Source organism: Streptomyces sp. NPDC020731 (genome assembly GCF_044334705.1).
Taxonomy (GTDB): domain Bacteria; phylum Actinomycetota; class Actinomycetes; order Streptomycetales; family Streptomycetaceae; genus Streptomyces.
Genome location: NZ_JBIRTN010000028.1, coordinates 1 through 24,722, shown reverse-complemented (window position 1 = coordinate 24,722; position 24,722 = coordinate 1). Strand labels below are relative to the sequence as shown.

The window sequence follows — 24,722 nt, the reverse complement described above, 5'->3', positions numbered from 1 at the left end:
CGTACGGCACCAGGACCCCTCCACGCGTTCCACAGAGAGGTGCAATGACCGCAGACGACTCGTACGGCCGTCTCGACGACGACGACTACCCCGCCTACACCATGGGCCGGGCCGCCGAAATGCTCGGCACCACCCAGGGCTTCCTCCGCGCCATCGGAGAAGCCCGCCTCATCACTCCACTCCGCTCCGCAGGCGGACACCGCCGCTACTCCCGCTACCAGCTGCGCCTCGCCGCCCGTGCCCGGGAACTCGTCGACCACGGCACCCCCATAGAGGCCGCCTGCCGCATCATCATCCTCGAAGACCAGCTCGAGGAAGCCCAGCGCATCAACGCCGAATACCGCCGTGCCGCCGAATCGGTGAACCCGACGGCAGCAGCATGAAATGAGCGTGCCCGTCCGCGTCGGCGGGCACCGCACGCACGGTCGCGGTGTGCGATGTGATCGTTTCCTGTGGTGACGCGGTGTGCGGGCGTGTAGCGTCTGCGTCAGCTGTCGTGGTTCGGAGTTCTCTCTTGCCCGCGCCTTTGGTGTGGGCGTTTTGCTGTGCTGTGCCGCAGGGACCAGGGCGATCACCTCCGCCTGCCACATGGAGTGGGAGGCGTTCATCGACCGGAAGGCATGAGACATGGCAACAGGTACTGTGAAGTGGTTCAACGCGGAGAAGGGCTTCGGCTTCATCGCCCAGGACGGCGGCGGCCCGGATGTCTTCGCGCACTACTCCGCGATCAACTCCTCGGGCTTCCGTGAGCTCCAGGAGGGCCAGGCCGTGACGTTCGACGTCACCCAGGGCCAGAAGGGCCCGCAGGCCGAGAACATCACCCCGGCCTGACCTCGCAGCCCTGCTCGAGGGATCGCGCACACTGCGTCCGGTGACCGCCTCCACCCGTGCGGGCCCTGCCGCCCACCCGGGCGGAGGCGCCCGCTCCCGGGCCGGGCGTGCACAGGATCAGGGGTCGTGCAGCAAAGGCTGCGCGGCCCCTGATCCGTTGAGGCGCGGGGCCAGGCCCGATCGGCGGCAGCGTCGACGGGGCTGGAGTCCGCACGGTGACGAACCGGCCCATGCCCGGCGACGCGGCCCCGGGGTTCTGGACCGGCCTCCCCTGACGCTGCCGGAGTGAGGCCTTTTAGCATGACGGCATCGCTACCGGTGAGGCCCAGTTGCCCGAGGGAGGACGAGAGGCTGTGTCCCGCGACGCCGCTGAAATCGAGTATGGTCACGTCGCCCCAGTGCGTGGAGAGCACCGTCCAATGCGTGGAGAGCACCGTGAAGACGAGCCACCCGGCGGATCACAAGGTGGCCACGCGGGGGAGGAGGCTCACTCGGTTGCCGCTCTGGTGGAGCGGGCGGCCGACCTGGCCGAACCGATCAAGCCGAGGTTGCGTGGCTGGCTCCATGCCGGAATGGTCCCCGCCGCACTGATCGCGGGCGTCGTACTCATCTGTCTGGCCCGTACTCCGCAGGCAGTCCTGGCCTGTGCCGTGTACGCGGTCACCGCCTGGCTGCTGTTCGCGACGAGCGCCATATACCACCGTGGCACCTGGGGACCGCTGGGCGAGGCTCTTCTGCGACGACTCGACCACGCCAACATCTTCCTGATCATCGCCGGCACCTGCACTCCCCTGGCCGTGCTCCTCCTCCCGCCGGAACAGCGGTCCGTGCTGCTGTGGATCGTATGGGCGGGCGCGTTGGCCGGCATCGTGTTCCGGGTCCTGTGGGTCGGAGCCCCGCGCTGGCTGTACACCCCGTGCTACCTGGCCCTGGGGTGGGCACCGGTGCGCTACCTGTCCGACTTCCTGCACACCGGCGGAGCGGCCGTGGTCGTCCTGATCGTTGTCGGCGGTCTCCTCTACAGCGCGGGCGCGGTCGTCTACGCCCTCCAGCGCCCCGACCCCTCACCCCGCTGGTTCGGTTACCACGAGGTCTTCCACGCGTTGACCGTGGCGGCCTTCACCGCGCACTACATCGCCATCTCCATGGCCGCCTACTGACCGCGACGGCTTTCGGGCCTGCGCCGCTCGGCACACACGGTGCCGTGTACCGGTCCGTGACGGGCCGGGCGGTCGTCGGGGCATCGCCCCGCGGAGAAGGACGAGACAGCGGCCTTCAGCCGACCTGCGACGGCGAACCGCTCGCGAAGGACGAGAAGGCGGTCCTCGCGCCTCCGGTCCTCGGGAGGTGTTCCCGAGGACCCATCATGTGGAGCGCGTCGCCACCCCGGTCTCCCCCCGGGCGGCTGCCGGCCCCCGTACCCGACGTCGACCCCCTGCGGGGCCGCGACCGGAACCGGGGGCCGCGCCGCCGGGCCGTGGCTCAGGCGTCGATGATGACAGGAATGATGAGGGGCTTGCGGCGGTGGGTGCGGAACGCCCAGTTCGCCACGGCGCGGGCAAGGAGCTGTTCGAGTTGGCGCGCGTCCCCGACGCCTTCCTTGGCCGCGGTGGCCAGGGTCTTCTCGATGACGGGGACGACCGATTCGAAGGTCGTGTCGTCGTGGACGAAGCCGCGGGCCAGGAAGTCGGGGGCCTCGGCGAGGGCGCCGGTGTCCGCGTCGACGATCGCCACCACCGTGACGACGCCTTCCTCCGCGAGGGTGAGGCGGTCCTTGAGGGAAGCTTCGGTGGCGCCACCGACTTCCATGCCGTCCACGTAGACGTTGCCCGCGGGGACCTTGCCGGTGATGGACGCGCGCCCGCCGACGAGGTCGACGACGACGCCGTCCTCGGCGATGACGACACGTTCGGGGGAGACACCGGTGCGGATGGCGAGGTCGCCGTTGGCCCGCAGGTGGCGCCATTCGCCGTGCACGGGCATGACGTTGCGGGGTTTGACGATGTTGTAGCAGTAGACGAGTTCGCCGGCGCTGGCGTGCCCCGAGACGTGCACCTTGGCGTTGCCCTTGTGGACCACGTGGGCGCCCCACCGGGTGAGTCCGTTGATCACCCGGTAGATGGCGTTCTCGTTGCCGGGGATGAGGGAGCTGGCGAGCAGGACGGTGTCGCCCTTGCCGATGCGGATCATGTGGTCGCGGTTGGCCATCCGGGACAGCGCGGCCATCGGTTCGCCCTGGGAACCGGTGCACACCAGGGTGACCTTGTGGTCCGGGAGCTTCTCCAGCTCCTTCGTGCTCACGACCAGACCGGACGGGACCTTCAGATAGCCCAGGTCACGGGCGATGCCCATGTTGCGGACCATCGACCGGCCGACGAAGGCGACCTTGCGGCCGTGCTGGTGGGCGGCGTCCAGGACCTGCTGGATGCGGTGCACATGGCTGGCGAAGCTGGAGACGATGACCCGGCGCGGCGCGGTGCGCATCACCTGCTCGATCGCCGGGTTCAGCTCACGCTCGGAGGTGGTGAACCCGGGCACCTCGGCGTTGGTGGAGTCGGTGAGGAACAGGTCCACGCCCTCCTCGCCGAGGCGGGCGAAGGCGCGCAGATCGGTGATGCGGTCGTCGAGAGGGAACTGGTCCATCTTGAAGTCGCCGGTGTGCAGCACCATCCCGGCGCCGGTGCGGATCGCGACCGCGAGGCTGTCCGGGATGGAGTGGTTGACCGCCACGAACTCGCAGTCGAAGGGCCCGAAGCTGCGCCGGTCGTCCTCGCGCACGCGCACCGTGCGCGGCCGGATGCCGTGTTCCTTGAGCTTGGCCTCCAGGAACGCCAGTGTCAGCTTGGAGCCGACGACGGGAATGTCGGACCGTTCGCGCAGCAGGTACGGCACGCCGCCGATGTGGTCCTCGTGTCCGTGGGTGAGTACGACGGCCACGATGTCGTCCAGCCGGTGCCGGATCGAGGTGAAGTCCGGCAGGATCACGTCCACACCGGGTTGGGTCTCCTCGGGGAACAGCACGCCGCAGTCGACGATGAGCAGTTTGCCGGCGTGCTCGAAAACGGTCATGTTGCGGCCGATCTCACCCAGGCCGCCCAGGGCGACGACCCGCAGCCCTCCTTCGGGAAGGGGCGGGGGGGATTTCAGCTCGGGGTGCGGATGACTCATACCCTGACGTTACCCGGAGAGCGGGCGGGGTGATCCACTGCCTGTGTGATCTCTCCTTCCCCGTGCCCCGACCACACGGCCTGTCCGACAGCTACGGCACCCACGACGCCGCTGATCCGCTGGGCCGGATCGGCCCGGTCGCCGTGACCGCACCGCCGCGGCTGAAGGAGGTGCCGACCGCCGGCGACGAGTGGACCCGGCTTCCACGCCGCCCTCGTGGAAGCCGCCGGCGCCATCAGCACACCGCACGAGGCGTGGGAGAAGAACGAGGCGACCACGCACCACATCGTGATGCTCCTGGACCGTACGAGCCCGTCGGCAGCATCGGCCCTGCCCCCGCCGGTCGGCATCTCCGCCGTGAACCCCCACGACAGCCAAACCCCGATCCCGCCGCCTGCGGCGCCGGGCCGCCTCCGCGGAGGAGAGCCCGGCAGCCTCCACGCCGAAGTGTTCCAGCGCCTCGGCGGAGGGAAGGGCGTACCAGGGCTGGATCCCCGTTTCCTCGGGCAGGTGCGCTGCCATTGGCCCATGCTGTCCCCACGGCGCCACCGGGCCAAGGGCGCCACACGGCCGCACGACGACCGTACCCTGCCGGCGGATGTGCGGCCCCCGCCACAAACCGTGACGGCAGCGGACGGGGATGCGGGGAGGAGCCCCGTACGGTCCCTGTCCCCGCTTGCCCCCGCTCGCGTCCACGTGTGGTGATCGCCAGGGAGGCGTTTCACCTGATCCTTCGTCCACCGGCACCTCGACCCGGCGGCCGCGTGCTCCGGGCGCCTGCACGTGTTCCGCTCCCGGCCGTCCACCTCGGTACGGGGACGCGGACGTCAGTGGTCGTACGACAGGCCGTGCCCGGAGCGGAAGAGGACCTCGGTCGGGTCGTCGGCCCGCTGGACGGGCACGGGCAGCTTGCCGCGTGGCTCGACCCGGCCGGCGATCACCCGGGCGGCGGCGCGCAGTTCGACCTCGGTCCAGCAGTAGGAGACCAGTGAGGCCGGGACGTCGCCGAGGTGGGCGATGTCGTAGGGGTTGCGCACCGCGAGGTGGACGACGGGGACGCCCGTCGCGAGCAGCCGGGACACCAGGGTGCGCTGGGCGCTGGTGGCGCCGACGTTGTCGGTGGTGACCACCACCGCGTCCCGTCCCCGTGCGGCGGCCACGGCCTCGTCGATCTTCGCCGCGTCGGGCGCCCGGCCGGTGGCGAGGTGGATGGTGTCGTAGCCCAGCTCGTCGAACGCCTCGGCCAGCTCGGGCACCGTGGTGCGGGTGTCGTCGGTCGGGAAGGCCGGGCTGGCGCCGACCACGAGCAGCTTCCTCTGCCCGCGGCGCAGTGGGAGCGCCTCGTCCTCGTTGACCAGCAGGGTGGTGGTGCGCTCGGCGATCCGGGCGGCGGCGCGCCGGTGCCTGCGGGCGCCGACGACCCGGTCGACCTCCTTCGGGGAGACGTAGGGGCTGCCGCTGAGCAGGCCGACCTTGTCCTTGACCCGCAGGATGCGCAGGACCGACTCGTCGAGCCGGTCCTCGGTGATCTCTCCGCTGCGGACGGCGGCCAGGACGCCGTTGTAGGCGACGTCGATGTCCGGCGGGAACAGCAGTTGGTCGGCGCCGGCCTTGAGGGCGAGGACGGGCACGCGGTCGTCGCCGTACTTGGTGCGCACACCCTGCATGTTGAGGGCGTCGGTGACGATCACGCCGTCGAAGCCGAGTTCGTCGCGCAGCACGCCCTGGAGGATCGTGGGCGACAGGGTGGCCGGTTCGTTGCTGGGATCGAGCGCGGGGACCTGGAGGTGCGCGGTCATGATCGAGTCGACGCCGGCGGCGATCGCGGCCTTGAAGGGCGGGGCGTCGATGCGGTCCCACTCCTCGCGGGTGTGGGTGATCACCGGCAGTCCGGTGTGGCTGTCCTCCCCGGTGTCCCCGTGGCCCGGGAAGTGCTTGGCGCAGGCCACGACGCCGACCTGCTGGTAACCCGTCACCTGGGCCGCCACCATGCGACCGACCTCGCGGGGGTCGGCGCCGAAGGAGCGGACGTTGATGATGGGGTTGGCCGGATTGACGTTGACGTCGGCGACCGGGGCGAAGTTCTGATGGATGCCCAGGGCGGCGAGTTCGGTGCCCGATATCCGTCCGGCGGTGCGTGCGTCGGAGGGTGAGCGGCCCGCGCCGAGCGCCATCGCGCCCGGCAGCTGGGTGGCGCCGCTGCCGATGCGGACGTTGACCCCGTGCTCCTGGTCGATGGAGATCAGGGACGGGACGGGGGTGGGCAGGGCGAGCGATGCCCGCTGCACGCCGTTCGTCAGGTCCGCGATCTGGCGGGGGTCCTGGATGTTGTTCGTCCAGCCGGAGAAGTAGATGACACCGCCGATGTGGTACTTGGCGATGAGCTCGGCCACGGTGCGGACGCCGAGTTCCCTGAGGTTGCGGTCCTGGTCGAACCGGCTGGGAGAAGTCGCCGACGCACCGTAGAAGTACGGCACGAACAGCTGGCCGATCTTCGCCTCGACGCTCATCCCGGAGATGGTTTTCTTGAGGCGGTTGTCGCGCTTGTGCGCGACCGCGGGGGTGGCCGTCAGGCCCACGACGCCCGTTGCGCTCGCAGCGGCCACCGTCGCGGAGGCGAGAACGGTTCGTCTGGACAGACTTCGGTCCTGCATGCGGACGTGCTCCTTCCAGCCTTGCCCAGCAAGGGAGTTGAAGGAAACGTGAAGTGCTCCGAACAGCGGGAAACGTAGCCCGCGGATCCTGGACGGGGCAAGAGGTCTAGACAAAATAGGTCCGGACGAAATGTGGGTGCCCTGAGCAGGGCTGACACGTGAAACACGTCGCTTCCCGTGATCCTTGGGACGCCCGGCCCGGTCTTTGACCTGTGCGGCGGGGTCGCGGGGCGGCTGACTCCCCGGGGCGTGTGCATGCCGTAGCGGGGTGTCGGCCGGGTGTCGTCGACCGCGACATGGCGGCGGCCGGGGGCGCCGCTCATGTCCCGGGGCCGTCCGGCCTCGCACTCACGCCGGGCTGGCGGCTCCGTGCCGTGCTCCCCCTGCGGCCCGGGGCCCCTTGCCCCTGGAGGACGACCGCGGGCCGGGGGACGCCGTAGTTCTTCCGGGACGCAGGACGGATCACCGTGATCTCGTGCGCCGGGGCCCTGTCGGCCTGCCGCCGCGCTTCGCGCGCCTGGCGCCCGGCCGCCCACGCGTAGTACGTGGACCGGGCCGTCCTCATGACCCTGCACAGCAGCGTGACCGGGCAGTTCGCCTTCTCCGCGTGACCGCCCCCGCGAGTGCCTGGGATTCCGCACCCCGGCCGAGAGTGTTGCCATGACCGGTTGAATCCAGGCTTCCCCGCCACACAGCCCTGCGCACCACCTGCGCCCTGCTGGCCGCCGGCCTGGCCCTCGGCCGGCTGTCGGACCGCCTCGGCCTCGCCAACCCCGTCGTCCGGGTGGCGGACAGAGCCGGAGCACACACCTCGCACCTGCTGTTCGTCCTCACAGCCGGCGCCCTGCTCGCCACACTGCGGATGGTCACCGTCCGTCGTCGCGGCCGCACGGCCCCGGAGGGTGCCGGCACGGTTCCCGAGTCCGCCGCCGACGCGGGAACGAGGATCCGGGCGTGAGAGGCCCGGCGCCCGCCCGCCGGGCCGTTCCCGGCCGAGGCGCAACGGCCCGGCGCATCCGAGGCAGGCTGCGGATACTCGCGGAGCGGTGAAGGAGCCGGGGGTGCGGCACATGCCTGCCGCGCCCCTGCCGCACGGATCGCCGCCGCGCCGGTCAGGGCACGGCGGCGATCCATGGACCGGCCTTCCGGTCAGCTGATGTTGCCGCCCCGGTTGAGCCAGCACCGGATGGCACCGCCGTCGTAGATCACGACGTAGTCGGCCTTGCCGTCCCGCTGACGTCACGGAAGGTCGACTTGGCGCCGGGGTAGCCGGTTTCGTTGACGAAGTAGAGATGTTCGGTGAAGCCACCGCCGCCGCCTCCCCCGTCGTTGAAGTACGCGTGCACGGCTCCGCTGTTGCCGACCATCAGGTAGTCGGCCTTGGCGTCCCCGTTGACGTCGGCGAGCCGGAGCTTGTCCCGGGAGCCGTAGGAGACACCAGGAGCCCAGTTGAGGTGTTCCTCCCAGTGGATGTTGGTCGCGCCGACGGTGTTGACGTAGGCGTGCACCGAACCGTTCTCGCCGGTGCGGAGGTAGTCGTCGCGGCCGTCTCCGTTGACGTCGGCGAAGCGTACGGCCTCCGGCCGCACTCCCTTGATGCCGGGTGCGACCACCCTGCCGTGGTTCCAGTCCCCGTCCGCGCTCTGGTACCACGCCTCGACGGAGCCGTTCTCGCCGAGCAGCAGGTAGTCGTCGACGCCGTTGCCGTCGAGGTCTGCGAACCTGACCCTGTCACCGGTGCCGGACTTGGGCCTGGGCGAGGGGACGAGCCCTCTATCGACCCAGTGCGGCTTGCCGGGCTCCCCCACGGTGTTGATGGCCACCCGCACCGATCCGTCATCGGTGACGCGCACGTGTGTTGGTCATCCGGGGAGTATGTCGATCCGGCTCGGCGTGCTCAACCGGGTTCTCCGGCAAGCTGCAGCCTCGTGAACGTGAACCTTGTCCCCGATGATCCCTGGGACCGGATGGCCCCGCTGCTGCCGGTGCGCCCACGGCGGCACCGCCATCCCGGACGGCTCCCGGTGCCGGACAGGGTCGCACTGGCGGGCATCGTTTACGTCCTGCGCAAGGGCGTGGCCTGGTGCAACGTGCCAAGAGAAGTAGTGGGCCGGTCCGGGGTGACGGCCTGGCGCGGACTGCGAGACTGGACCATGGCCGGAGTCCGGCCGCGCCTGCAGTCAGCCCTGCTGACCGGGATGCGTCGCGCCGACCTGCTGGAACTGGACGACTGCTCTATAGACGGGTCACATGTCCAGGCCCTCAAAGGGGGGATCACGTCGGCCCCTCTCCGGTGAGATGGTCGGGGGGGAATGCCCGCCGCCCCGGCGGACTGCCGGTCGCCTGTGCGGGCGGCGGGAGTCCTGGATCAGTAGCCGTAGATCATCTTGTAGGCGACCTCGGGGAGGAACTGGCCGGCCGTGGAGCCGGTTCCGGCACCGCAGTTGCCGTCGGACTCGCCCGGGGTCTTGATCCACAGGAGCATCTCGGCGCCTCCGCCCGTCCGGGTGGGCGTGCCGATGCGGCGGCCGGAGGGGTTGCACCACTGGCCGTTGGAGCTGTTGCCGTTGCGGCTGGTGTCCACGACGAACGGCTTGGTGTAGCCGTAGCGGGCGGCCAGTTCGTTGTTGACGGCGTTGCCGTAGGCGGTGTTCTCGGCGGTGGTGATGTAGTTGGAGACGTTGAGCGAGAAGCCGTGGGCCTGTCGGAGGCCGGCTTCGTGGAGGCGCCGGGCCATGGTCGCCGCGTCGGCCCAGCGCGGGTTGCCGGCGTCCATGTAGACCCAGGTGTTGGGGGCTTGGCGGTTGAACTCGGCGAGGGCACCGGTGAGCATGGCCTCGCGTTCGTCGATCTGGGCCTGGGTCATGCAGCCGTAGTCTCCGAGGGAGTCCGGTTCGAGGATGACGACGGCCGGGCGGGCCGCGATGCCTCCGGCGAACTGAGCGATCCAGTCGGCGTAGGCGGACGGCGAGGCGGCTCCGCCGGCGGAGTGCCCGCCGCAGTAGTCACGGTGGTAGATGTTGTAGGCGACGAGGACGGGCAGCTTGTCCCGGTAGTCCGCCGCTCCGACGTAGGCACCTGTTGCGGTGCCGATGGTGCCGCTCCAGGAGCCGAACCAGCGGGCCATCGGTGTGTTGGCGATGGAGGCGTTGATCGCGGCGGCCCGGCCGTCGCCGGGGTTGGCGGCCGCCCACCGCCTCGCGCTCGAGTCGGGGTCCACGTAGAACCCGTTGGTCATGGTGGTGGGGTCGGCCGCGTGGGCGGAGGGTGCGGCGGCGAACGCCAGCGGCAGAGCACAGAGCGCTGCCATCAGGGTGCGGAGTCTGCGGCTCAAGACAGTACCTCGATTTCAGAGGATGTGCGCTTTGGGAGCGCTCCCACTGGAAGCGGTCCCAATCGTGTGGGTGAGTGATTGAGCTGTCAATGGTCGGCACGACATTCGACTTTCACAGGGAGACGTAGGTCCTGTAGGCCACTGCACTGGAAGCGGTCCCATCTCATGCGTCCTTGAGCGCTCCCCGCCTGTGAAAGACTCACGAGTCATGGCAGAAGCAGCGCCGCGTCGGCATCCGACGCTCGACGAGGTGGCCGAACGCGCCGGTGTTTCCCGCTCCGTGGCCTCCCGCGCCCTCAACAACGCCCCGCACGTCAGCCGCGCCAAGCGCGAGGCTGTCGAACGGGCCGTGCGGCAACTCGGTTACGTACCCAATCCGACCGCCCGCGCGCTGGCCACCCGTCAGACGGGAGCGGCCGCCCTGGTCGTCTCGGGAGAGGATCCGTCGATCTTCGCCGATCCGTTCTTCGCCCGGGTGATCGTGGGGGCGTCGGCCGCCCTGGACGAGGCGGACCTGCATCTGATGCTGTGCCTGGCCGCTTCCGACCGGGGCCGCAAGCGGGTCGAGGAGCTCCTGCGGTCCAGGGGCGCGGACGGTGTGATGCTGATGGCGCTGCGCGAGGACGATCCGCTGACCCGGATGGCCGACGAGGCGCAGATGCCCGTCGTGTTCGGCGGGCGCCCGGTCGGTTCGGCTCCCCGGTGGTACGTGGACGTGGACAACGTCGGCGGAGCGCGCGAGGCGACCGAGCATCTGGTCTCACTCGGCCGGAGGCGCGTGGCCGTGATCTGCGGGCGTCTGGACACCGAGGCCGGGCGCGCCCGGTACCGCGGCTACCGGGACGCCATGCTGGGCGCCGGTCTCGATCCGTTCCCGCCGCTGGAGGGGGACTTCACGGAGCGCAGCGGAGCCGCCGCCATGGCCGCGCTGCTGGCGGAACACCCCGACGTGGACGGAGTGTTCGCCGCCAACGACAATATGGCGGCGGGAGCGCTGCGCACCGTGCGGGAGGCCGGCCGACGGGTCCCCGCCGACGTCGCCGTGGTCGGCTTCGACGACCTGACGGTCGCCCAGATCGCCGATCCGCCGCTCACCACCGTCCATCAGCCTGTAGAGGCTCTCGGACGGGAGATGGCGCGCATGCTCGTCGCGCTCGTCAACGGGCAGGACCCCACCCCACTGGTCCTCCCCACCCGCCTGGCCGTCCGGGCCAGCGCCTGACTCCTCACTGTCCGGGAGGGGCGGGCCCCGGTCCGAACGGGTTGCTCTCGGACGCGGCGCGGGGCGTCCAGGGAGCCGGCCAGGGTGGTCGAGGTCCAGCAGCGGAAGCGGCGACCGCCGCCCGATCCGATGGCTTGGGTGCTGGTTGCAGCCTGCCTCTTTTGCTGATGCCGGTCGCGGTGCCGGGTTCATCAGGACGGTCGCGGCCGGCACGCTCAGGACGGATGCCCGGCGAGGACCGAGCTGTTTCAGCGGGCTCATGGTTCTCCTGGTCGGGGCGGGGGCCGGGCGGTGCGGTCGATGGATCGGTTCAGGGTGTGGACACCTCGAACCGCGTGACGCGGACCGCGCCGCCGAGGGCCTGAGTGGCGTGGTTGAAGAGGGCGAACCGGTATCCCATGAAGAACCGCCAGTCGTTGCCCATGGAGAAGGCGGGTCCGAGACGGGTGAACGTGATGCCGTCGGTGCTGTAGGAGAAGGTTCCGGGGCGCGGTGCGCCAGGGCGGATGTCCGCGTTCGCGCGCAGCCGGATGCGGCCGCCGGAGACGGGCGCGCTCGCGATCTCGGTGCCGGTGCCGGTGGTGTTCCAGTTGCTGTCCATGGTCAGCCCGGTGACCATCACCACCCGTGTCGCACCGCCGTCGCGCTTGAGGCCGATCCAGGCGGAGGAGTCACGCAGCAGCGCGAGCCCGGCCCGGTCGCCGTCCCGCATCGCGGAGTGGTCGAGCTGGACCGTGGCGGTGGAGGTGGGGCCCTGGATGCGGTGCGTGAGGGTGTTGCGGGCCCAGTAGAGGTCGTGGGTGACGGTCGCGGTCCGCAGCGTCAGGCCGTTGCCGGCCGACCACTTGGTGTTGTCGGGGTTGTGGTTCCACTCCCATCTCGGTTTCAGGGTCGTACCGTCGAAGGTGTCGACGCCGGTCATCGGGGTGACCTGGCGGGGCGGAGTGGGTACGGCCGGACTGGGATACGTGGTGCCCCACGCGCCGTTGACGAGCTGTACGACGGGCCAGCCGTCCGCGGTCCAGGTGACCGGTGCCAGGGCGGGCATGCGGCCGCCGGGGTAGGCGTCGACGAAGGCCATGTAGTACCAGGCGCCGCTCTGCGTCCGCACCAGCCCGCCCTGGTGGGGTACGCCGCCGCCGGGGATCGGTCCGCGCAGCTCGAGGAGGACCTGCCGCATCGTGTACGGGCCGAAGGGGCCGCTCGAGGACCTGAGGATGTACTGGCCGTTCGCGGGGCGGGTCAGGAAGATGTAGTACTGCCCGTTGATCTTGTAGAACCGGGCGCCCTCCAAGGTGCCGACGCCGGACGGTGTCCTGAACACCTCCTGCGTACGGACCTGGTTGCGGCCGTCGGGCGAGAGCTGGGCCACGCTGATGGTGGTGTTGCCGTACGCCACGTAGAGGGTGTCGTCGGTGTCGACGAGCAGGCCGGCGTCGTAGTAGGGGGTGCTGATCGTCGTCAGCCTGTTCCACGGCCCCTCCACCGCGGTGGCGGTGTAGAGGTACGTCCGGGCGAAGTCGATCTGGCCGAGCCAGTAGAAGGTCCTGTTGCTGGGCCGGTAGGCCAGTGACGATGCCCAGATTCCTCTGACATAGCCGCGGGCGCCGTTCAGGTCGTACTTGGCGCCGAAGTCGAGAACGGGTACCGAATGGCCGGCGATCTCCCAGTTCACCAGGTCGTACGACCGCAGAACGGGCGCGCCCGGCGAGTAGTGCATCGTCGAGGCCGAGGCGTAGTAGGTGTCGCCGACGCGGATGATGTCGATGTCCGCGAAGTCCTGCCAGATCACCGGGTTCGTGTACTGCGCCGCGGTCGCGAGGGCGGGCCCGGCGGGGAGGAGGGCGCCGGCGGCCAGGCCGGTGGCGGCCGCGAGCGTGCGGCGACGAGTGAGAGGTTGATGCGGACATGACAAATCCATGAAGGTGTTCGCCTCGAGTTCATCGGTCGGAGTGGCTCTGTCGCGTTCGAGATGTCGAACGTGGTGCGACTTGTCGAGCACTCTGGATGATAGGAGGTTGACGTACCCCGTCAACCCTTCTCGCGTAAGTCGTGCGCCGCTTCGAAATGTTCGAAGCGGCTGGTGCGGAGCCGGTGCGCCTCAGCCTTGCTCCCTTGCTGATCACGCGACAAATCCTGTTCCTTCAGGAGGTGTTGACATGACCGGACGCCTCTCTAGTATCCGTGGGGCATCTGAAGTTTCCGAACGTCAATCGAAATTTCGAACTTCTCCTCTCCTCTCTCTTTCCTGCCGAAGGAGTTCCGGGTGCCCAGACGATCAGGCGGACGACTGCACCGCCTCCTCACGGCCGCCGCGCTGACGGTGACCGCGTCCGTGACGGCCTCAGCGCAGTCCACCGCCACGGCCGCGCCGGGCAGTCCGGCGCTCACCCCACCGCTGGGGTGGAACAGCTGGAACAGCTTCGGGTGCGGAATCACCGAGGCCCAGGTCCGCCAGGCCACCGACGCGATGGTGGCCTCGGGCATGCGGGACGCCGGCTACCGGTACGTGGTGGTCGACGACTGCTGGTTCGACCCGCAGCGTGACGCGCAGGGCAACCTGCGGGCCAACCCGACGAAGTTCCCGAGCGGGATGAAGGCCCTCGGGGACTACATCCACAGCAAGGGCCTGAAGTTCGGCATCTACCAGGTGCCGGGCGAGCGCACCTGCGCGCAGACCGTGGGCACTTACCCGGGCGCCACGGGCAGCAGGGGCCACGAGGTCCAGGACGCCGCCACGTTCGCCACATGGGGGGTCGACTACCTCAAGTACGACTGGTGTTCCTCGAGCGGCACACGTGACGAGCAGGTCGCGCGGTTCAAGCTGATGCGTGATGCCCTGCGCGCCACCGGTCGGCCGATCGTCTACAGCATCAACCCCAACAGCTTCCACGCCATCACGGGGTCCACGTACAACTGGGGCGAGGTCGCCGACCTGTGGCGGACGACCGAGGACCTGCTCGACATCTGGCAGAACGGCAACACCAACAGCTACCCGATGGGCGTCGGCAACGTCCTGGACGTCAATGCGCCGCTGGCCGCACAGTCCGGCCCGGGGCACTGGAACGACCCCGACATGCTGGTAGTCGGCCGCCCCGGCCTGCCGCTGACCGAGTCCCGCTCCCACTTCGCCCTGTGGGCGCTGATGAGTGCCCCGCTGATGGCCGGCAACGACATCCGCACGATGTCCGCCGACGTCAGCGCGATCCTGCGCAACCCGCGCCTGCTGGCGGTGAACCAGGACTCCCAGGGCGCGGGCGGACGCAGGGTGCGCGACGACGGCAACATCGAGGTGTTCGCCAAGCCTCTGGCGGACGGTTCGGTCGCGGTGGGGCTGTTCAACCGGGGCGAGAGCGCGGCGACGGTCACCACGACGGCCGCCCAGATCGGCCTGAGCGGAGGACCGTTCACCCTCACCGACCTGTGGACCGGCGGCACGTCGAGCACGTCCGGGCAGATCTCGGCGAGCGTCCCCGCGCACGGCGTCGCCGCGTACCGGGTGAGCGGCGGCAGCCCGCTGGCCGCCACCACCTCACGCCTGCGGGGCAACGCCTCCGGCCGCTGCGTGGACGTGGACAACGCCTCCACGGCCGCCGGCGCCGCGACTCTGCTGTGGGACTGCCACACGGCCGCCAACCAGCTGTGGACCACATGGGCGGGCGGCGAGATCCGCGTCTACGGCGACAAGTGCCTGGACGCCTACAACCAGGGCACCACGAACGGCACCCGTGTCATCACCTGGCCCTGCAACGGCCAGAACAACCAGAAGTGGACCGTCGGCTCCGACGGCTCGATCCGCAACGTCCGCTCCGGACTGTGCCTCGACGCCAACGGGGCCGGCACCGCCAACGGGACCCCGCTGGTGCTGTGGACCTGCAACGGCCAGGCCAACCAGAAGTGGACCCGCGCGTGAGCGACACGGCACTGGGGCATGGCCGGAGCGACAACACCCCGGCCACGGCCTCCCGCACGGCTGCCGCATCGGCCGGCACGGCCGCCCCCGGCTCCGGCTGCGGCGGGTCCCCGGGCGTCGGTGCATCGGCTTCCAGGCCGGCCACCCACACCGGCAACACCTCCCCGCCGAGCACCTGCACCCTGCACGGCACCGCCTGCGGCTGAGCGCCGTGCCCGCCCGGGAGATCTCCGGGCGGGCACGGTCCCGGCTCAGGACGTCGTGCCCGTCACCGTGGTTCCCGACGCGGTGAGGCAGTGCGTCGTCGAGCAGCCCGCGACCGTCGGCGTAGCGCTCCCACCGCACTCTTGATGCAAGGTGTCGGGACCTGAGGGGTCACTTCAGTCCGGGCTGTCTCCTTGGCGAAGGCCACACGAGGTGGCGTACATGGCGGATTCGCCGTCGCAGTTGCCGGTCCAGGCAGCGATCCGCTGGGCTGCCTCCCCGTCGTCCATGCCGTACTCGCTGCCGCGCGCCGGCATGGGTGTACTCCCGGAAAGACAGAGAGACGGGGGAAGGCGGCACCGGTGGACGGAGACGCGCGACCCTTGCCGTCCGGACGCTGTAGCGGGATGACCGCCGGTGCCGTTCTCAGGGTTGAGGAACTCAACCCCGCGACCTGAGGCCGACCCGCTCTCGTCCCCGGGTGGGACCCGCGGAGGGCGTAGTACTGCGGATTCAGTACCGCGCAGTGTCGGCAGCCGGACGACGACAGGACACCCCCCTCTTCAGGAGGCTGGAGGCACCTTCGAAACCCGGATGTGGAGACCTCCCCGTGGCTGCTTTTCTGTATCGAATGGGCCGCTTGGCCTTCAGGCGACGCTGGACCGTCGCCCTTGTCTGGGCCGCCGTGCTGGCCGCCGTAGGACTCGCCGGCATGACCGCGCCGGAGGCGGAGGAGGAACCCTTCTCCATGCCGGGGATCGAATCGCAGGAAGCCTTCGACCTGATGGAGGAGCGGTTCCCCGGCGCCGCCGCCGACGGCGCGACCGCCCGCGTCGTCTTCGTCTCGCCGAACGGCGAGAAGGTCACCGCCACCGAGAACAAGAAGGCCGTCGAGGCCGCGATAGCCGAACTCAGGGACGGCACGCAGGTCGCGAGCACCGTCGACCCGTACGAGTCCGGCGCGGTCAGCGAGGACGGCTCCACCGCGTACACGACCGTGACCTACAAGGTCGACGCCTCCGGACTCACCGACGCCAGCCGCAGCCACCTGGACGAGTCGCTCGAGCACGCCCGTGACTCCGGGCTCACCGTCGAGGCAGGCGGCGACGCCATGGAGGACACGGGCGGACCCAGCGGCACCGCCGAGGCGATCGGCATCGCCGTCGCCGCGGTCGTCCTGCTGATCACCTTCGGCTCACTGGCCGCCGCCGGACTCCCGCTGCTCACCGCGCTCATCGGCGTCGGCATCAGCCTGTTCGCCATCACGGCCCTGGCCGGTCCGCTGGGCCTGACCGACACCACCAGCACCCTGGCGATCATGCTGGGTCTGGCCGTCGGCATCGACTACGCCCTGTTCATCGTCTCCCGCTACCGCGAGGAGCGCGCCAAGGGGCGGGCGCCCCAGGAGGCCGTCGCCCTCGCCACCGGCACCGCGGGCTCCGCCGTGGTCTTCGCCGGGCTCACCGTCGTCATCGCGCTCGCCGGTCTCTCCGTCGTCGGCATCCCGATGCTGACCGAGATGGGCCTGGGCGCGGCGGGCGCGGTCGTCGTCGGCGTCCTCATCGCGCTGACCCTGGTCCCGGCCTTGCTCGGCTTCTGGCCCAACACCGTACTGACCCGCAAGGACCGCAAGGCCCGCCGAGCGGGCGGTACGCCGCAGGAGACGCGCAAGGTCAACGGCGGCACCCGCTGGGCGAGCTTCGTACTGCGCCGCCCGCTGCCCGTGCTGCTCGCCGCCGTCGCGGGCCTCGGCGCTCTGGCGCTGCCGATGACCGACCTCCAGCTCGGTATGCCCGGCGACGAGGCCAAGTCCACGGAGACCACCCAGCGGCGGGCCTACGATGCGCTCGCCGAGGGCTTCGGGCCTGGCTTCAATGGACCGCTGACCGTGGTCGTGGACGCCGAGGACGCCGACGACCCGAAGGCCGCGGCCGAGACCGTCTCCGAGCGAATCGGCGGCACCGAGGGCGTGGTGTCGGTGTCCCCGGCCCAGTTCAACGAATCCGGTGACACGGCCGTCTTCTCCGTCGTCCCCACCACCGCGCCGACCGACCAGGAGACCAAGGACCTGGTCAACACCGTCCGCGGCGACCGGCCCGGCATCGAGTCCGAGGCCGGGGCGACCTTCGAGGTCACCGGCACTACCGCGATGAACATCGACATCTCCGAGAAGGTGCAGTCCGCGCTGGTGCCGTACCTGCTCGTGGTGGTCGGGCTCGCCGTGATCCTGCTGCTGGTGGTCTTCCGCTCGATCCTGGTCCCGTTGAAGGCGGCCGCCGGCTTCCTGCTCTCGGTGCTCGCCTCGCTCGGCGCGGTGGTCGTGGTCTTCCAGCAGGGCCACGGCGCCGACCTGCTGGGCGTGGAGACCACCGGCCCCATCATGAGCCTGATGCCGATCTTCCTGGTGGGCATCGTCTTCGGCCTCGCCATGGACTACGAGGTCTTCCTGGTCTCGCGGATGCGCGAGGCGTACGTCCACGGCGAGCGGCCCGCCCAGGCCGTGACCTCCGGGTTCCAGCACAGCGCCCGGGTCGTCGTGGCCGCCGCACTGATCATGATCGCGGTGTTCTCCGGGTTCATCGGGGAGAGCGACGCCATGATCAAGATGATCGGCTTCGGCCTCGCCTCGGCCGTCCTGCTCGACGCCTTCGTGGTCCGGATGGCGATCGTCCCGGCCGTCCTCGCCCTGCTCGGCGAGCGGGCCTGGTGGCTGCCGAAGTGGCTGGACCGGATCCTGCCCCGGGTCGATGTGGAGGGCGAGGCGCTGACCCGCCCGACCGAGCCCGAGGCGGAACCGGCCGAGAAGGACCTCGCCCGCGCCTGACCGGGTGCGCAGGAGCCGCCCGGGGTCGTCCCAGCGACCCGGGCGGCTTCGCATCGTCCACCATGGATGCCAGTCCCCTCGTCGAGAGAGCCGACCATGAGCAGCAGCCTGGAGCGCTACACCGAGCGCGTGGAGCAGTACGCGTCGCGCTTCCCGCGCTTCCTGGACGTGATGGTGGTGCTGGCCCTCATCGGCTGTGCCTCCTTCGGCACCCAGCTCAGCCTCCCCGGCGTCAACAGCCCGGACGCGGGGAAGTCGCTGGAGGTCATGCTCGGCCTGTCCTGCTTCGTCCTGCTGAAGTACCGCACCCACACCCGCACGGTCGTGGTCGTGGTCGCCGGGGTCACCATCGCCGCGATCGCGCGCGGCTACCTGCTCACCCCGATGCTGCTGGCCCCGCTGCTCGCCGCGATGTACTGGCTGGCCGTCCTGTGCGACCGCCGGACCGTCCGCCTGTACGCGCTCGTCGTCACGGTGGCCCTGCTGACCGTGAACCTGTTCTCCGACGGCATGCGCGACCTCTCCCCGGTCCTGACCGTGATCGGCCCGGTGTTCTGGATGGCCCTGCCGCTCGTCGGCGGCAGCCTGGCCCGGCTGCGCGGCGACTACCTGGAAGCGGTCAAGGCCCGCGCCGAGCACGCCGAACGCACCCGGGAGGAGGAGGCCCGGCTGCGGGTCACCGAGGAGCGCATGCGCATCGCCCGCGAGCTGCACGACGTCGTAGCCCACCACCTGGCCCTCGCCAACGCCCAGGCCGGCACCGCCGCCCACCTCTCGCGCAGCGACCCCGAGCAGAGCCGGAAGATCCTCGACGACCTCACCGGCACCACCTCCTCGGCGCTGCGCGAGCTCAAGGCCACCCTGGGCCTGCTGCGCCAGGACGACCGGCCCAAGGGCGAGGGCCTGGAACCGGCGCCGGGGCTCGCCCGCCTTCCCGAGCTGATCGACTCCTACCGCTCGGCGGGCCTGGAAGTCGTCGTCCACCAGGAGGGCGTGCGCCGCCCGCTGACGCCGGGCGTGGACCTGACCGCGTACCGGATCGTGCAGGAAGCCCTCACCAACGTCGCCAAGCACGCCCCCGAACGCGCCGCCCACGTCAGCTTCACCTACGCCGACTCCCGGCTGCTCATCACCGTCAGCAACGACGGCCCGGCCACCGCCACCGCCGTCAACGGGACGTCCGGCGGCTTCGGGCTGCGGGGCATGCGGGAGCGCGCCCAGTCCATCGGTGGCGACCTGTGCGCGGGCCCCCGCCCCGAGGGTGGCTTCGAGGTCACCACCGCGCTGCCGCTGCAACCGGCCGCCGCCGTCGAAGGAGAGTCTCCATGACCGTGAAGGTGCTGCTCGCGGACGACCAGGCCCTGCTGCGGGCCACGTTCCGCATCCTGATCGACTCCTGTCCGGACATGGAGGTCGTCGGGGAGGCGTCCGACGGGGCGGAGGCACTGGAGCTGGCCCGTACCCGCCACCCGGACGTGGTGCTCATGGACATCCGCATGCCCGGGACGGACGGCCTGTCCGGTACCGCGGCGATCTGCGCCGATCCGGAGCTGGCGGCCACCCGCGTGCTGATCCTGACCACCTTCGAGACCGAGGACTACGTCGCCCAGGCGCTGAGAGCCGGGGCCAGCGGCTTCCTCGGCAAGGACGTCACCGCGGACGCCCTGCTGGCCGGCATCCGCACGGTGGCCTCCGGGGAGGCGCTGCTCTCCCCCGGCGCCACCCGCACCCTGATCACCCGCTTCCTCACCTCCCCGGCCTCCGGCACCCACCTGGTGCCCCCGGAACGGCTCGCCGATCTCACCGGACGGGAACGGCAAGTGATGGCGCTGGCGGCCGAGGGCAAGTCCAACGCGGAGATCGCCGAGCTGCTGGTGGTCAGCCCACTGACGGCACGGACGCACATCCACCGCGCGATGACGAAGCTCAACGCCCGCGACCGGGCACAGCTCGTCGTCATCGCGTACCAGACGGGCCTGGTCCAGGCGGGAGGGGCGAACGGGGCCCCCGCCGCGGTATAGGAATTCCAACGGAACGAAAACCGGCGCTGAGCCTCGGTCGACCCTGGTGGACGGCTGACGGATCGTCGGCGGCCGGACCTGTCTGAGGTCTTCCCGCAGATAGCTGTCAACGGCCACTTCGTTCGGTTCTGATCCACTTCTTGTGGTCCGGTGACGGGCAGTCACAGACTGCTGGAAGGGTGGCCGTTCGTGTGATTGCGACGTGCTCTCGACGGTCTTTGGCCATCTGTCATCCGTGGTGGTCGAGGAGGTTGTGGTGGACGATGCCGCACTGGCCTTCGCCGCGCGGACGGTGACCCGGGAGGCGGCCTGCCCAGGCTGTGGCAGGTGTCCGCACGCGTCCACGGCGGGTACCGGCGGCGCCTGGCCGACCTGGCCATCGCCGGTCGGAGGGTCGTGATCGACCTGGCGGTGCGGCGGTTCGGGTGCCGGGCGTCGGAGTGCGGACGCCGCACGTTCGTCGAGCAGGTGGAGGGGCTCACCGAGCCGAGCTGAGACCGCTGGTGCGCAGGGCGGTGGAGGTCGAGATCAGCTATCGGCGCATCACCGCCCTGTCATCTGTTCTCGGCCACGATCCGGTCATGGAGTCGCCCACTGGGTCCGCCGGAGGGAACAGGCCAGATGTCCTCATCGCCCCGCGAGGTCTTCAACCTGGTCAGACCAGTTTTCCGCGCCCCCGCGTTATTAGGGGCGTCCGTGAGACGTGAGAGGGTCTGGGGCGTGAGCGAGACACCACCCAACACCCTGCAATACCGCTTCGACGGGCCAGAAGACGCTCCGGTTCTGATCCTGGGCCCCTCCCTGGGCACCACATGGCACAGGTTGCAGAGACCGTCTATCGGCGTCCATGCCAATCCATGGTGTGCGCGTTGTAGCAGGTCAGGGCTTTGCGGTCCGGTGGCGTCGGCGTAGCTGGTGACAGACGCGTGACAGCGCCGGTGTAGATCGAGGCCCCGCCGGGGAGCATCCTTGGCGGGCCTCTGCCCGGAGCCACGAAACGAAGCCTCACAGGAGCGCTCCGGTGAGGCATCGCTGTGAAGTTCACTGTGCGTGCCCGCGTGACGCGTTCGACTCGTCATGCAGTTTGTCTTCCAGCGCTGCCCTCGGGGACGCTGCATTTGCGATCGCAGCCATGACGGACGACGTTCCGAGCGGTTGAACACCGAGGCGTCCTTTGCCGTCCTTTGTGGAGTCGGCCCCATCGAATACTCCTTCGGCTGAAGTAGTGCGCGCCGGCTCAACCGCGGCGGCGACCGCGGGCCAACGCCGCCCTGCACCGCATCGTCTTCACCGGGCGCGCCCCGACCTGCGCACCCAGGCGTACTACGAACGCCGCGCCCAGGAGGGCAAGAAGCGGGCGTCTTCGGGGATGCGTTCGTCGACGTCTTTAAGTCGCCCTTCGTCCGCGCCGGGGACCTGCACGACGCATTCACCGGCGAGAACGGCGGAGCCAGCGCCTTCGTCGACAAGTACCTCCCCGTCCGCCCCGCCTACCGCCTCCACCGCGCCGAATCCATGCTGCGCCAGCAGGGCTGCGACGCCCTCGCCGACCTGTACGCCGAAGCCGCCGAAGAACTGACCCAGCAGATCGCCCTCGTCGGAACCGGCGGCCTGACGGGATGGCGCAGAGCCGCGGTCGAGCCGGGCGGGGGACGTTACTACGGGGAACCGAGTTCGACGCACTTCGGACTCCCCGTCGTTCGGGTCGTCGGGGGTCAGTCCGCTGGGGTCGGTGAGCAGGGTGGGGGCGTTGTCGGCGTAGACGTAGGGCGATATGTACGGCGTGGTCTGGGCGCGGGTGGCCGGGTCGGGCCGGGTGAAGCGGCCGGTGGTGGTGTCGTACTGACGGGCGTGGAGGTCGGGATTGCCGGTGGTGGTTTCGTAGCGGGCGCCGGTGCAGGAGGGAGGGCTGGCGGGGGGCACCGCCGGTGACGGTGCCCAGGACCCGGGTGCCGAACGGGTTGTAGGCCCAGCGCTGGTAGAGGGTGCCGGTGCTGTTGGTGACGTCGACCGGTGAGCCCTGGGGGTCGTGGTGGTAGTAGAAGAGCGTGCCTGTGCCGATCTTGGCGTAGGTGGGCTGGCCGAGGGAGTCGTAGCGGAAGGACTGTTTGATGGTCCAGGCGCTGTCGTATTCGGTGGCCAGGACCGGCAGTGGGGCGTTGGGGTCCCACTGGGTGCAGTGGGTGACGGCGCCGTCCCTGAGGGTGGCGACCTGGTTGCCGTTGGCATCGTGGTCGTAGGTGTAGGCGGTGACGGCGGAGATATGCCCGGCCAGGTGTAGGTGTAGGTGTCGGCGCCCTTCTTGGGGTGTGACCCGGATACGCGTCAAAGGGGCAATGAGTTGATCTTGAAGCCGTGAGCGTCCGGCCCGTCACCCGTTCGGCTCAGCGTCGTTGGTGGTGATGTTTACCATCGTCTTGGGCCTGGGGTGGGTTGTGACCTCGATCGAGCGGACCGCGTATCCGTGGTTCAAGCGGCTGATCACCGCGCATGAGCTGCATCTGTTCTTCTCGCCGACTCGTGACGAGCTGGAGTGGGCGGCCGGGGCGACGGACGGGGATAAGCATCTGCTGGCCTTGCTGCTGATGCTGAAGTCGTATCAGCGCATGGGGTGCTTTTCGGCACTGGAGGACGTGCCGGAGCAGGTGGTGGAGTTCGTGCGGTGGCACACGCTCACGTCACTCCGCCCCGGTGGGCAGAACCCACGCCGAACCCTACGGTTCGCACGGGGTCGCCCAGCTGATCAGAGAGGCTGGCGAGGTGCCGCGAGTACGTCCCGGAGTACCTTCTCGAGCGTGACGCGGGCCAGTTCGTGTCTCAGGGTCTCCTCGATGTCCTGGTAGATGCCCCGCATTGCCGGCTGGATGCCGTGACCCACCACGCATCCCTGGTCCGGAGTGGTGCGGTGCATCGCGAACAGCGGGCCGGGTTCCACTGCCTCGTACACGTCGAGCAGGGTGATCGACCCCAGCTCGCGCGCCAGCGACCAGCCCGCGCCCGCGCCCCGCCGGGACTCCACGAGGCCGGCCCCGCGCAGCTCGCCGAGCAGCCGTCTGATCACCACGGGGTTGGTGTTCGCGCTGGCTGCGATCTGCTCGGAGGTGGCGACCTCATGGCCCTGGCGCTGGTAGAGACCGATCCAGGCCAGCGCATGGGCGGCAATGGTCAACCTGCTGTTGGCGCTCATGACCCTCCTCCGGTCGCAACGCTCCATGTTACGACAGCGCAGTCGCAACAGTGAAGGTTGCGACAATCTGACGTAACAACTATCATTACGACAGCCGGAAAGGGTCAATCAAAGACAAGCGCGGACCGTGAGCGTGTTGCGAACTCAAAGGAGAACAGGAATGGAAAGTAACGAAAAGACCATTCGCGAGGCTTACAGGCTCGCGGAAGGGAGCGTTCTCGACGGTGACGGTTTCCTGGCCTTGTTCACCGAGGACGGGTCGTTCAACGACATGTCGACCTCGCAGAGTTTCCGCGGAGAGCAGATTCCTCAGGTGATCGCGGGCCTCGCCCGCTCGTTCCCCGATGTACACCGTGAGCTGTTCGAGATACATGCGTTCGGTGATGTCGTCGCCGTCGAGTTGCGAATCCAGGGCACGCATCTCGGAGGGTTTCCGACTCCGGTCGGCGAGATCCCACCGACCGGGAACCGGATCGACGTGCCGGCGGCGGACCTCTGGTACCTCCGTGACGGAAAGATCGAAAGGTTCAATTGCTACAACTCGATGAGCGTGTGGCTTGATCAAATCGGGGTCCACCCTGACTTCAGGTCCGCAGTCGAAGCCACCGAGACAGCAGCCACGACGGCGTAACTCTGCCGGTCAGCGCCGAGTATGCGACAAGACACTCCCTTCTTCGGGCCGCATACCCGGCGCTGCTTCTTGAACAAAGTTGTTGTTCGCACCCAACTGCAGACACGACCCGGCAGGCCGACTCGTCGAGTATCAGCAGTCCTGGCCGGCAGGTAGGGCAACGACCCACATCGAGTGACGTTCTCCGGGCCCGCCTCCACGAGACACACGGCTGCGACGAGACCCCACCCCAAAGATCATCGAGGTACGCGGTGCCGGACTGCCCTTCCCCATGCCGCCAAGCCCTGCGCATCCGACGCTGACCGTGGACGAGTTCCACGCGTGCGCGGACCGTGGAGGGCTCGGCCTGCCATGAGTCCGTGACGATCACGAGAACCGGCGCGGAGGCCGGCGTAAGAGACGGCACCACCCGCGCCCCTTGCTCCGCCATTCCCGCCCCGCGTACGGCGGACCAGCCGGAGCCCACCCGGTACCTCGCGGTCCTCCGGTTCGAAGAGGGCGGCCCGGCCGTCACCGGCGAATGGACCGACGACGCTCCCGCCCTGCGCACGTACCGCGGCTGGGTCGGGCTGTACGGCAGCCAGGACAGCGTGGTCATCCGCCTCATCGAAGTCAGCGACGGCCGCGAACACGTACTCAGAGGGCGTTTGAAGTGGGCAACTTGCCGTTTACGTCCTAGTACGTTCCTCGCCAGGTGGGTGTCGTCTCGTCCGTTATGCGCCTGGTGAGGTTG

General features: G+C 69.7%; 20 protein-coding genes and 2 pseudogenes. 15 read left to right on the top strand and 7 right to left on the bottom strand.

Going from position 1 to position 24,722, the window contains the following annotated elements:
- Positions 1–44: 44 nt before the first annotated feature.
- The 3 genes from ACH4VX_RS32890 to ACH4VX_RS32880 all read left to right on the top strand — a co-directional run bounded on the left by ACH4VX_RS32890 (position 45) and on the right by ACH4VX_RS32880 (position 1,991).
- Positions 45–383, top strand: a complete 339-nt coding sequence (locus tag ACH4VX_RS32890; RefSeq protein WP_398372661.1) for a MerR family transcriptional regulator — start codon at positions 45–47, stop codon at positions 381–383.
- 244 nt (positions 384–627) lie between these two features.
- Entirely contained in the window at positions 628–831 is a 204-nt protein-coding gene (locus ACH4VX_RS32885) for a cold-shock protein (RefSeq protein WP_030242128.1), read from the top strand.
- Positions 832–1,337: 506 nt separating this feature from the next.
- The gene (locus tag ACH4VX_RS32880; RefSeq protein ID WP_398372721.1) at positions 1,338–1,991 is read left to right on the top strand and encodes a hemolysin III family protein; all 654 of its coding nucleotides are present in this window, start codon (positions 1,338–1,340) and stop codon (positions 1,989–1,991) included.
- 322 nt (positions 1,992–2,313) lie between these two features.
- Here the strand turns inward: ACH4VX_RS32880 and ACH4VX_RS32875 are convergent, their stop codons facing one another.
- Together ACH4VX_RS32875 and ACH4VX_RS32870 are read right to left on the bottom strand one after the other, a co-directional pair.
- Positions 2,314–3,999, bottom strand: coding sequence for a ribonuclease J (locus ACH4VX_RS32875; RefSeq protein WP_398372659.1), 1,686 nt, complete (start codon positions 3,997–3,999; stop codon positions 2,314–2,316).
- A gap of 827 nt (positions 4,000–4,826) precedes the next feature.
- The gene (locus ACH4VX_RS32870) at positions 4,827–6,653 is read right to left on the bottom strand and encodes a glycoside hydrolase family 3 protein (protein ID WP_398372657.1); all 1,827 of its coding nucleotides are present in this window, start codon (positions 6,651–6,653) and stop codon (positions 4,827–4,829) included.
- 784 nt (positions 6,654–7,437) lie between these two features.
- On the opposite strand from ACH4VX_RS32870, the gene ACH4VX_RS32865 reads away from it, so the two are divergent.
- Positions 7,438–7,611, top strand: coding sequence for a hypothetical protein (locus ACH4VX_RS32865; protein WP_398372655.1), 174 nt, complete (start codon positions 7,438–7,440; stop codon positions 7,609–7,611).
- 247 nt (positions 7,612–7,858) lie between these two features.
- On the opposite strand, the gene ACH4VX_RS32860 is transcribed toward ACH4VX_RS32865, so the two are convergent.
- Positions 7,859–8,506, bottom strand: a complete 648-nt coding sequence (locus tag ACH4VX_RS32860) for an FG-GAP repeat domain-containing protein (protein WP_398372653.1) — start codon at positions 8,504–8,506, stop codon at positions 7,859–7,861.
- A gap of 75 nt (positions 8,507–8,581) precedes the next feature.
- Between ACH4VX_RS32860 and ACH4VX_RS32855 the strand changes: the two are divergent.
- Positions 8,582–8,982: pseudogene (locus tag ACH4VX_RS32855) on the top strand (transposase); the annotation flags it as partial.
- Positions 8,983–9,021: 39 nt separating this feature from the next.
- Here the strand turns inward: ACH4VX_RS32855 and ACH4VX_RS32850 are convergent.
- Entirely contained in the window at positions 9,022–9,987 is a 966-nt protein-coding gene (locus tag ACH4VX_RS32850; protein ID WP_398372652.1) for a glycoside hydrolase family 6 protein, read from the bottom strand.
- A 208-nt stretch (positions 9,988–10,195) separates the two neighbouring features.
- Here ACH4VX_RS32850 and ACH4VX_RS32845 point away from each other — a divergent pair, with 208 nt between their 5' ends.
- Positions 10,196–11,209, top strand: coding sequence for a LacI family DNA-binding transcriptional regulator (locus ACH4VX_RS32845; RefSeq protein ID WP_398372650.1), 1,014 nt, complete (start codon positions 10,196–10,198; stop codon positions 11,207–11,209).
- A gap of 310 nt (positions 11,210–11,519) precedes the next feature.
- Here the strand turns inward: ACH4VX_RS32845 and ACH4VX_RS32840 are convergent, their stop codons facing one another.
- Positions 11,520–13,130, bottom strand: coding sequence for a glycoside hydrolase 43 family protein (locus ACH4VX_RS32840; protein WP_398372649.1), 1,611 nt, complete (start codon positions 13,128–13,130; stop codon positions 11,520–11,522).
- 345 nt (positions 13,131–13,475) lie between these two features.
- Here ACH4VX_RS32840 and ACH4VX_RS32835 point away from each other — a divergent pair, with 345 nt between their 5' ends.
- The 7 genes and pseudogenes from ACH4VX_RS32835 to ACH4VX_RS32805 all read left to right on the top strand — a co-directional run.
- Positions 13,476–15,122 carry a glycoside hydrolase family 27 protein gene (locus ACH4VX_RS32835; RefSeq protein WP_398372648.1) on the top strand — a complete coding sequence of 549 codons (1,647 nt, stop codon included), beginning with the start codon at positions 13,476–13,478 and terminating at the stop codon, positions 15,120–15,122.
- Positions 15,119–15,328, top strand: coding sequence for a hypothetical protein (locus tag ACH4VX_RS32830; protein WP_398372646.1), 210 nt, complete (start codon positions 15,119–15,121; stop codon positions 15,326–15,328). The genes ACH4VX_RS32835 and ACH4VX_RS32830 overlap by 4 nt, the downstream gene beginning before the upstream one ends.
- Positions 15,329–15,936: 608 nt before the next feature.
- Positions 15,937–18,150 (top strand): MMPL family transporter, encoded by a 2,214-nt coding sequence (locus tag ACH4VX_RS32825; RefSeq protein WP_398372644.1) that lies wholly within the window; start codon positions 15,937–15,939, stop codon positions 18,148–18,150.
- Between the two features lie 96 nt (positions 18,151–18,246).
- Positions 18,247–19,479, top strand: a complete 1,233-nt coding sequence (locus tag ACH4VX_RS32820) for a sensor histidine kinase (RefSeq protein ID WP_398372642.1) — start codon at positions 18,247–18,249, stop codon at positions 19,477–19,479.
- The gene (locus ACH4VX_RS32815) at positions 19,476–20,171 is read left to right on the top strand and encodes a response regulator (RefSeq protein WP_398372640.1); all 696 of its coding nucleotides are present in this window, start codon (positions 19,476–19,478) and stop codon (positions 20,169–20,171) included. The genes ACH4VX_RS32820 and ACH4VX_RS32815 overlap by 4 nt, the downstream gene beginning before the upstream one ends.
- Before the next feature lie 327 nt (positions 20,172–20,498).
- Positions 20,499–20,666 (top strand): transposase family protein, encoded by a 168-nt coding sequence (locus tag ACH4VX_RS32810; RefSeq protein ID WP_398372638.1) that lies wholly within the window; start codon positions 20,499–20,501, stop codon positions 20,664–20,666.
- A gap of 225 nt (positions 20,667–20,891) precedes the next feature.
- Positions 20,892–21,002: pseudogene (locus tag ACH4VX_RS32805) on the top strand (3-oxoadipate enol-lactone hydrolase); the annotation flags it as partial.
- A 492-nt stretch (positions 21,003–21,494) separates the two neighbouring features.
- Here the strand turns inward: ACH4VX_RS32805 and ACH4VX_RS32800 are convergent.
- Complete coding sequence (locus ACH4VX_RS32800; protein WP_398372636.1) at positions 21,495–22,094, bottom strand: RHS repeat-associated core domain-containing protein; 600 nt, start codon at positions 22,092–22,094, stop codon at positions 21,495–21,497.
- A gap of 479 nt (positions 22,095–22,573) precedes the next feature.
- Between ACH4VX_RS32800 and ACH4VX_RS32795 the strand changes: the two genes are divergently transcribed.
- On the top strand, positions 22,574–23,014 hold the full coding sequence (locus ACH4VX_RS32795; RefSeq protein WP_398372635.1) for a DUF4158 domain-containing protein: 441 nt from the start codon (positions 22,574–22,576) through the stop codon (positions 23,012–23,014).
- Here the strand turns inward: ACH4VX_RS32795 and ACH4VX_RS32790 are convergent.
- A complete protein-coding gene (locus ACH4VX_RS32790; RefSeq protein WP_398372633.1) occupies positions 22,915–23,358 on the bottom strand; it encodes an Rrf2 family transcriptional regulator in 444 nt (147 codons plus the stop codon). The two genes, ACH4VX_RS32795 and ACH4VX_RS32790, sit on opposite strands and share 100 nt — an antisense overlap.
- Before the next feature lie 160 nt (positions 23,359–23,518).
- On the opposite strand from ACH4VX_RS32790, the gene ACH4VX_RS32785 reads away from it, so the two are divergent.
- On the top strand, positions 23,519–23,989 hold the full coding sequence (locus ACH4VX_RS32785; RefSeq protein WP_398372631.1) for a nuclear transport factor 2 family protein: 471 nt from the start codon (positions 23,519–23,521) through the stop codon (positions 23,987–23,989).
- Positions 23,990–24,722 lie beyond the last annotated feature (733 nt).

Excerpts from the sequence above, each read along its gene's own strand:
- ACH4VX_RS32890 (WP_398372661.1), top strand. The coding sequence starts at position 45 with ATGACCGCAGACGACTCGTACGGCCGTCTCGACGACGACGACTACCCC.
- ACH4VX_RS32885 (WP_030242128.1), top strand. The coding sequence starts at position 628 with ATGGCAACAGGTACTGTGAAGTGGTTCAACGCGGAGAAGGGCTTCGGC.
- ACH4VX_RS32875 (WP_398372659.1), bottom strand. The coding sequence starts at position 3,999 with ATGAGTCATCCGCACCCCGAGCTGAAATCCCCCCCGCCCCTTCCCGAA.
- ACH4VX_RS32870 (WP_398372657.1), bottom strand. The coding sequence starts at position 6,653 with ATGCAGGACCGAAGTCTGTCCAGACGAACCGTTCTCGCCTCCGCGACG.
- ACH4VX_RS32845 (WP_398372650.1), top strand. The coding sequence starts at position 10,196 with ATGGCAGAAGCAGCGCCGCGTCGGCATCCGACGCTCGACGAGGTGGCC.
- ACH4VX_RS32840 (WP_398372649.1), bottom strand. The coding sequence starts at position 13,130 with ATGGATTTGTCATGTCCGCATCAACCTCTCACTCGTCGCCGCACGCTC.
- ACH4VX_RS32820 (WP_398372642.1), top strand. The coding sequence starts at position 18,247 with ATGAGCAGCAGCCTGGAGCGCTACACCGAGCGCGTGGAGCAGTACGCG.
- ACH4VX_RS32815 (WP_398372640.1), top strand. The coding sequence starts at position 19,476 with ATGACCGTGAAGGTGCTGCTCGCGGACGACCAGGCCCTGCTGCGGGCC.
- ACH4VX_RS32795 (WP_398372635.1), top strand. The coding sequence starts at position 22,574 with ATGTTTACCATCGTCTTGGGCCTGGGGTGGGTTGTGACCTCGATCGAG.
- ACH4VX_RS32790 (WP_398372633.1), bottom strand. The coding sequence starts at position 23,358 with ATGAGCGCCAACAGCAGGTTGACCATTGCCGCCCATGCGCTGGCCTGG.
- ACH4VX_RS32785 (WP_398372631.1), top strand. The coding sequence starts at position 23,519 with ATGGAAAGTAACGAAAAGACCATTCGCGAGGCTTACAGGCTCGCGGAA.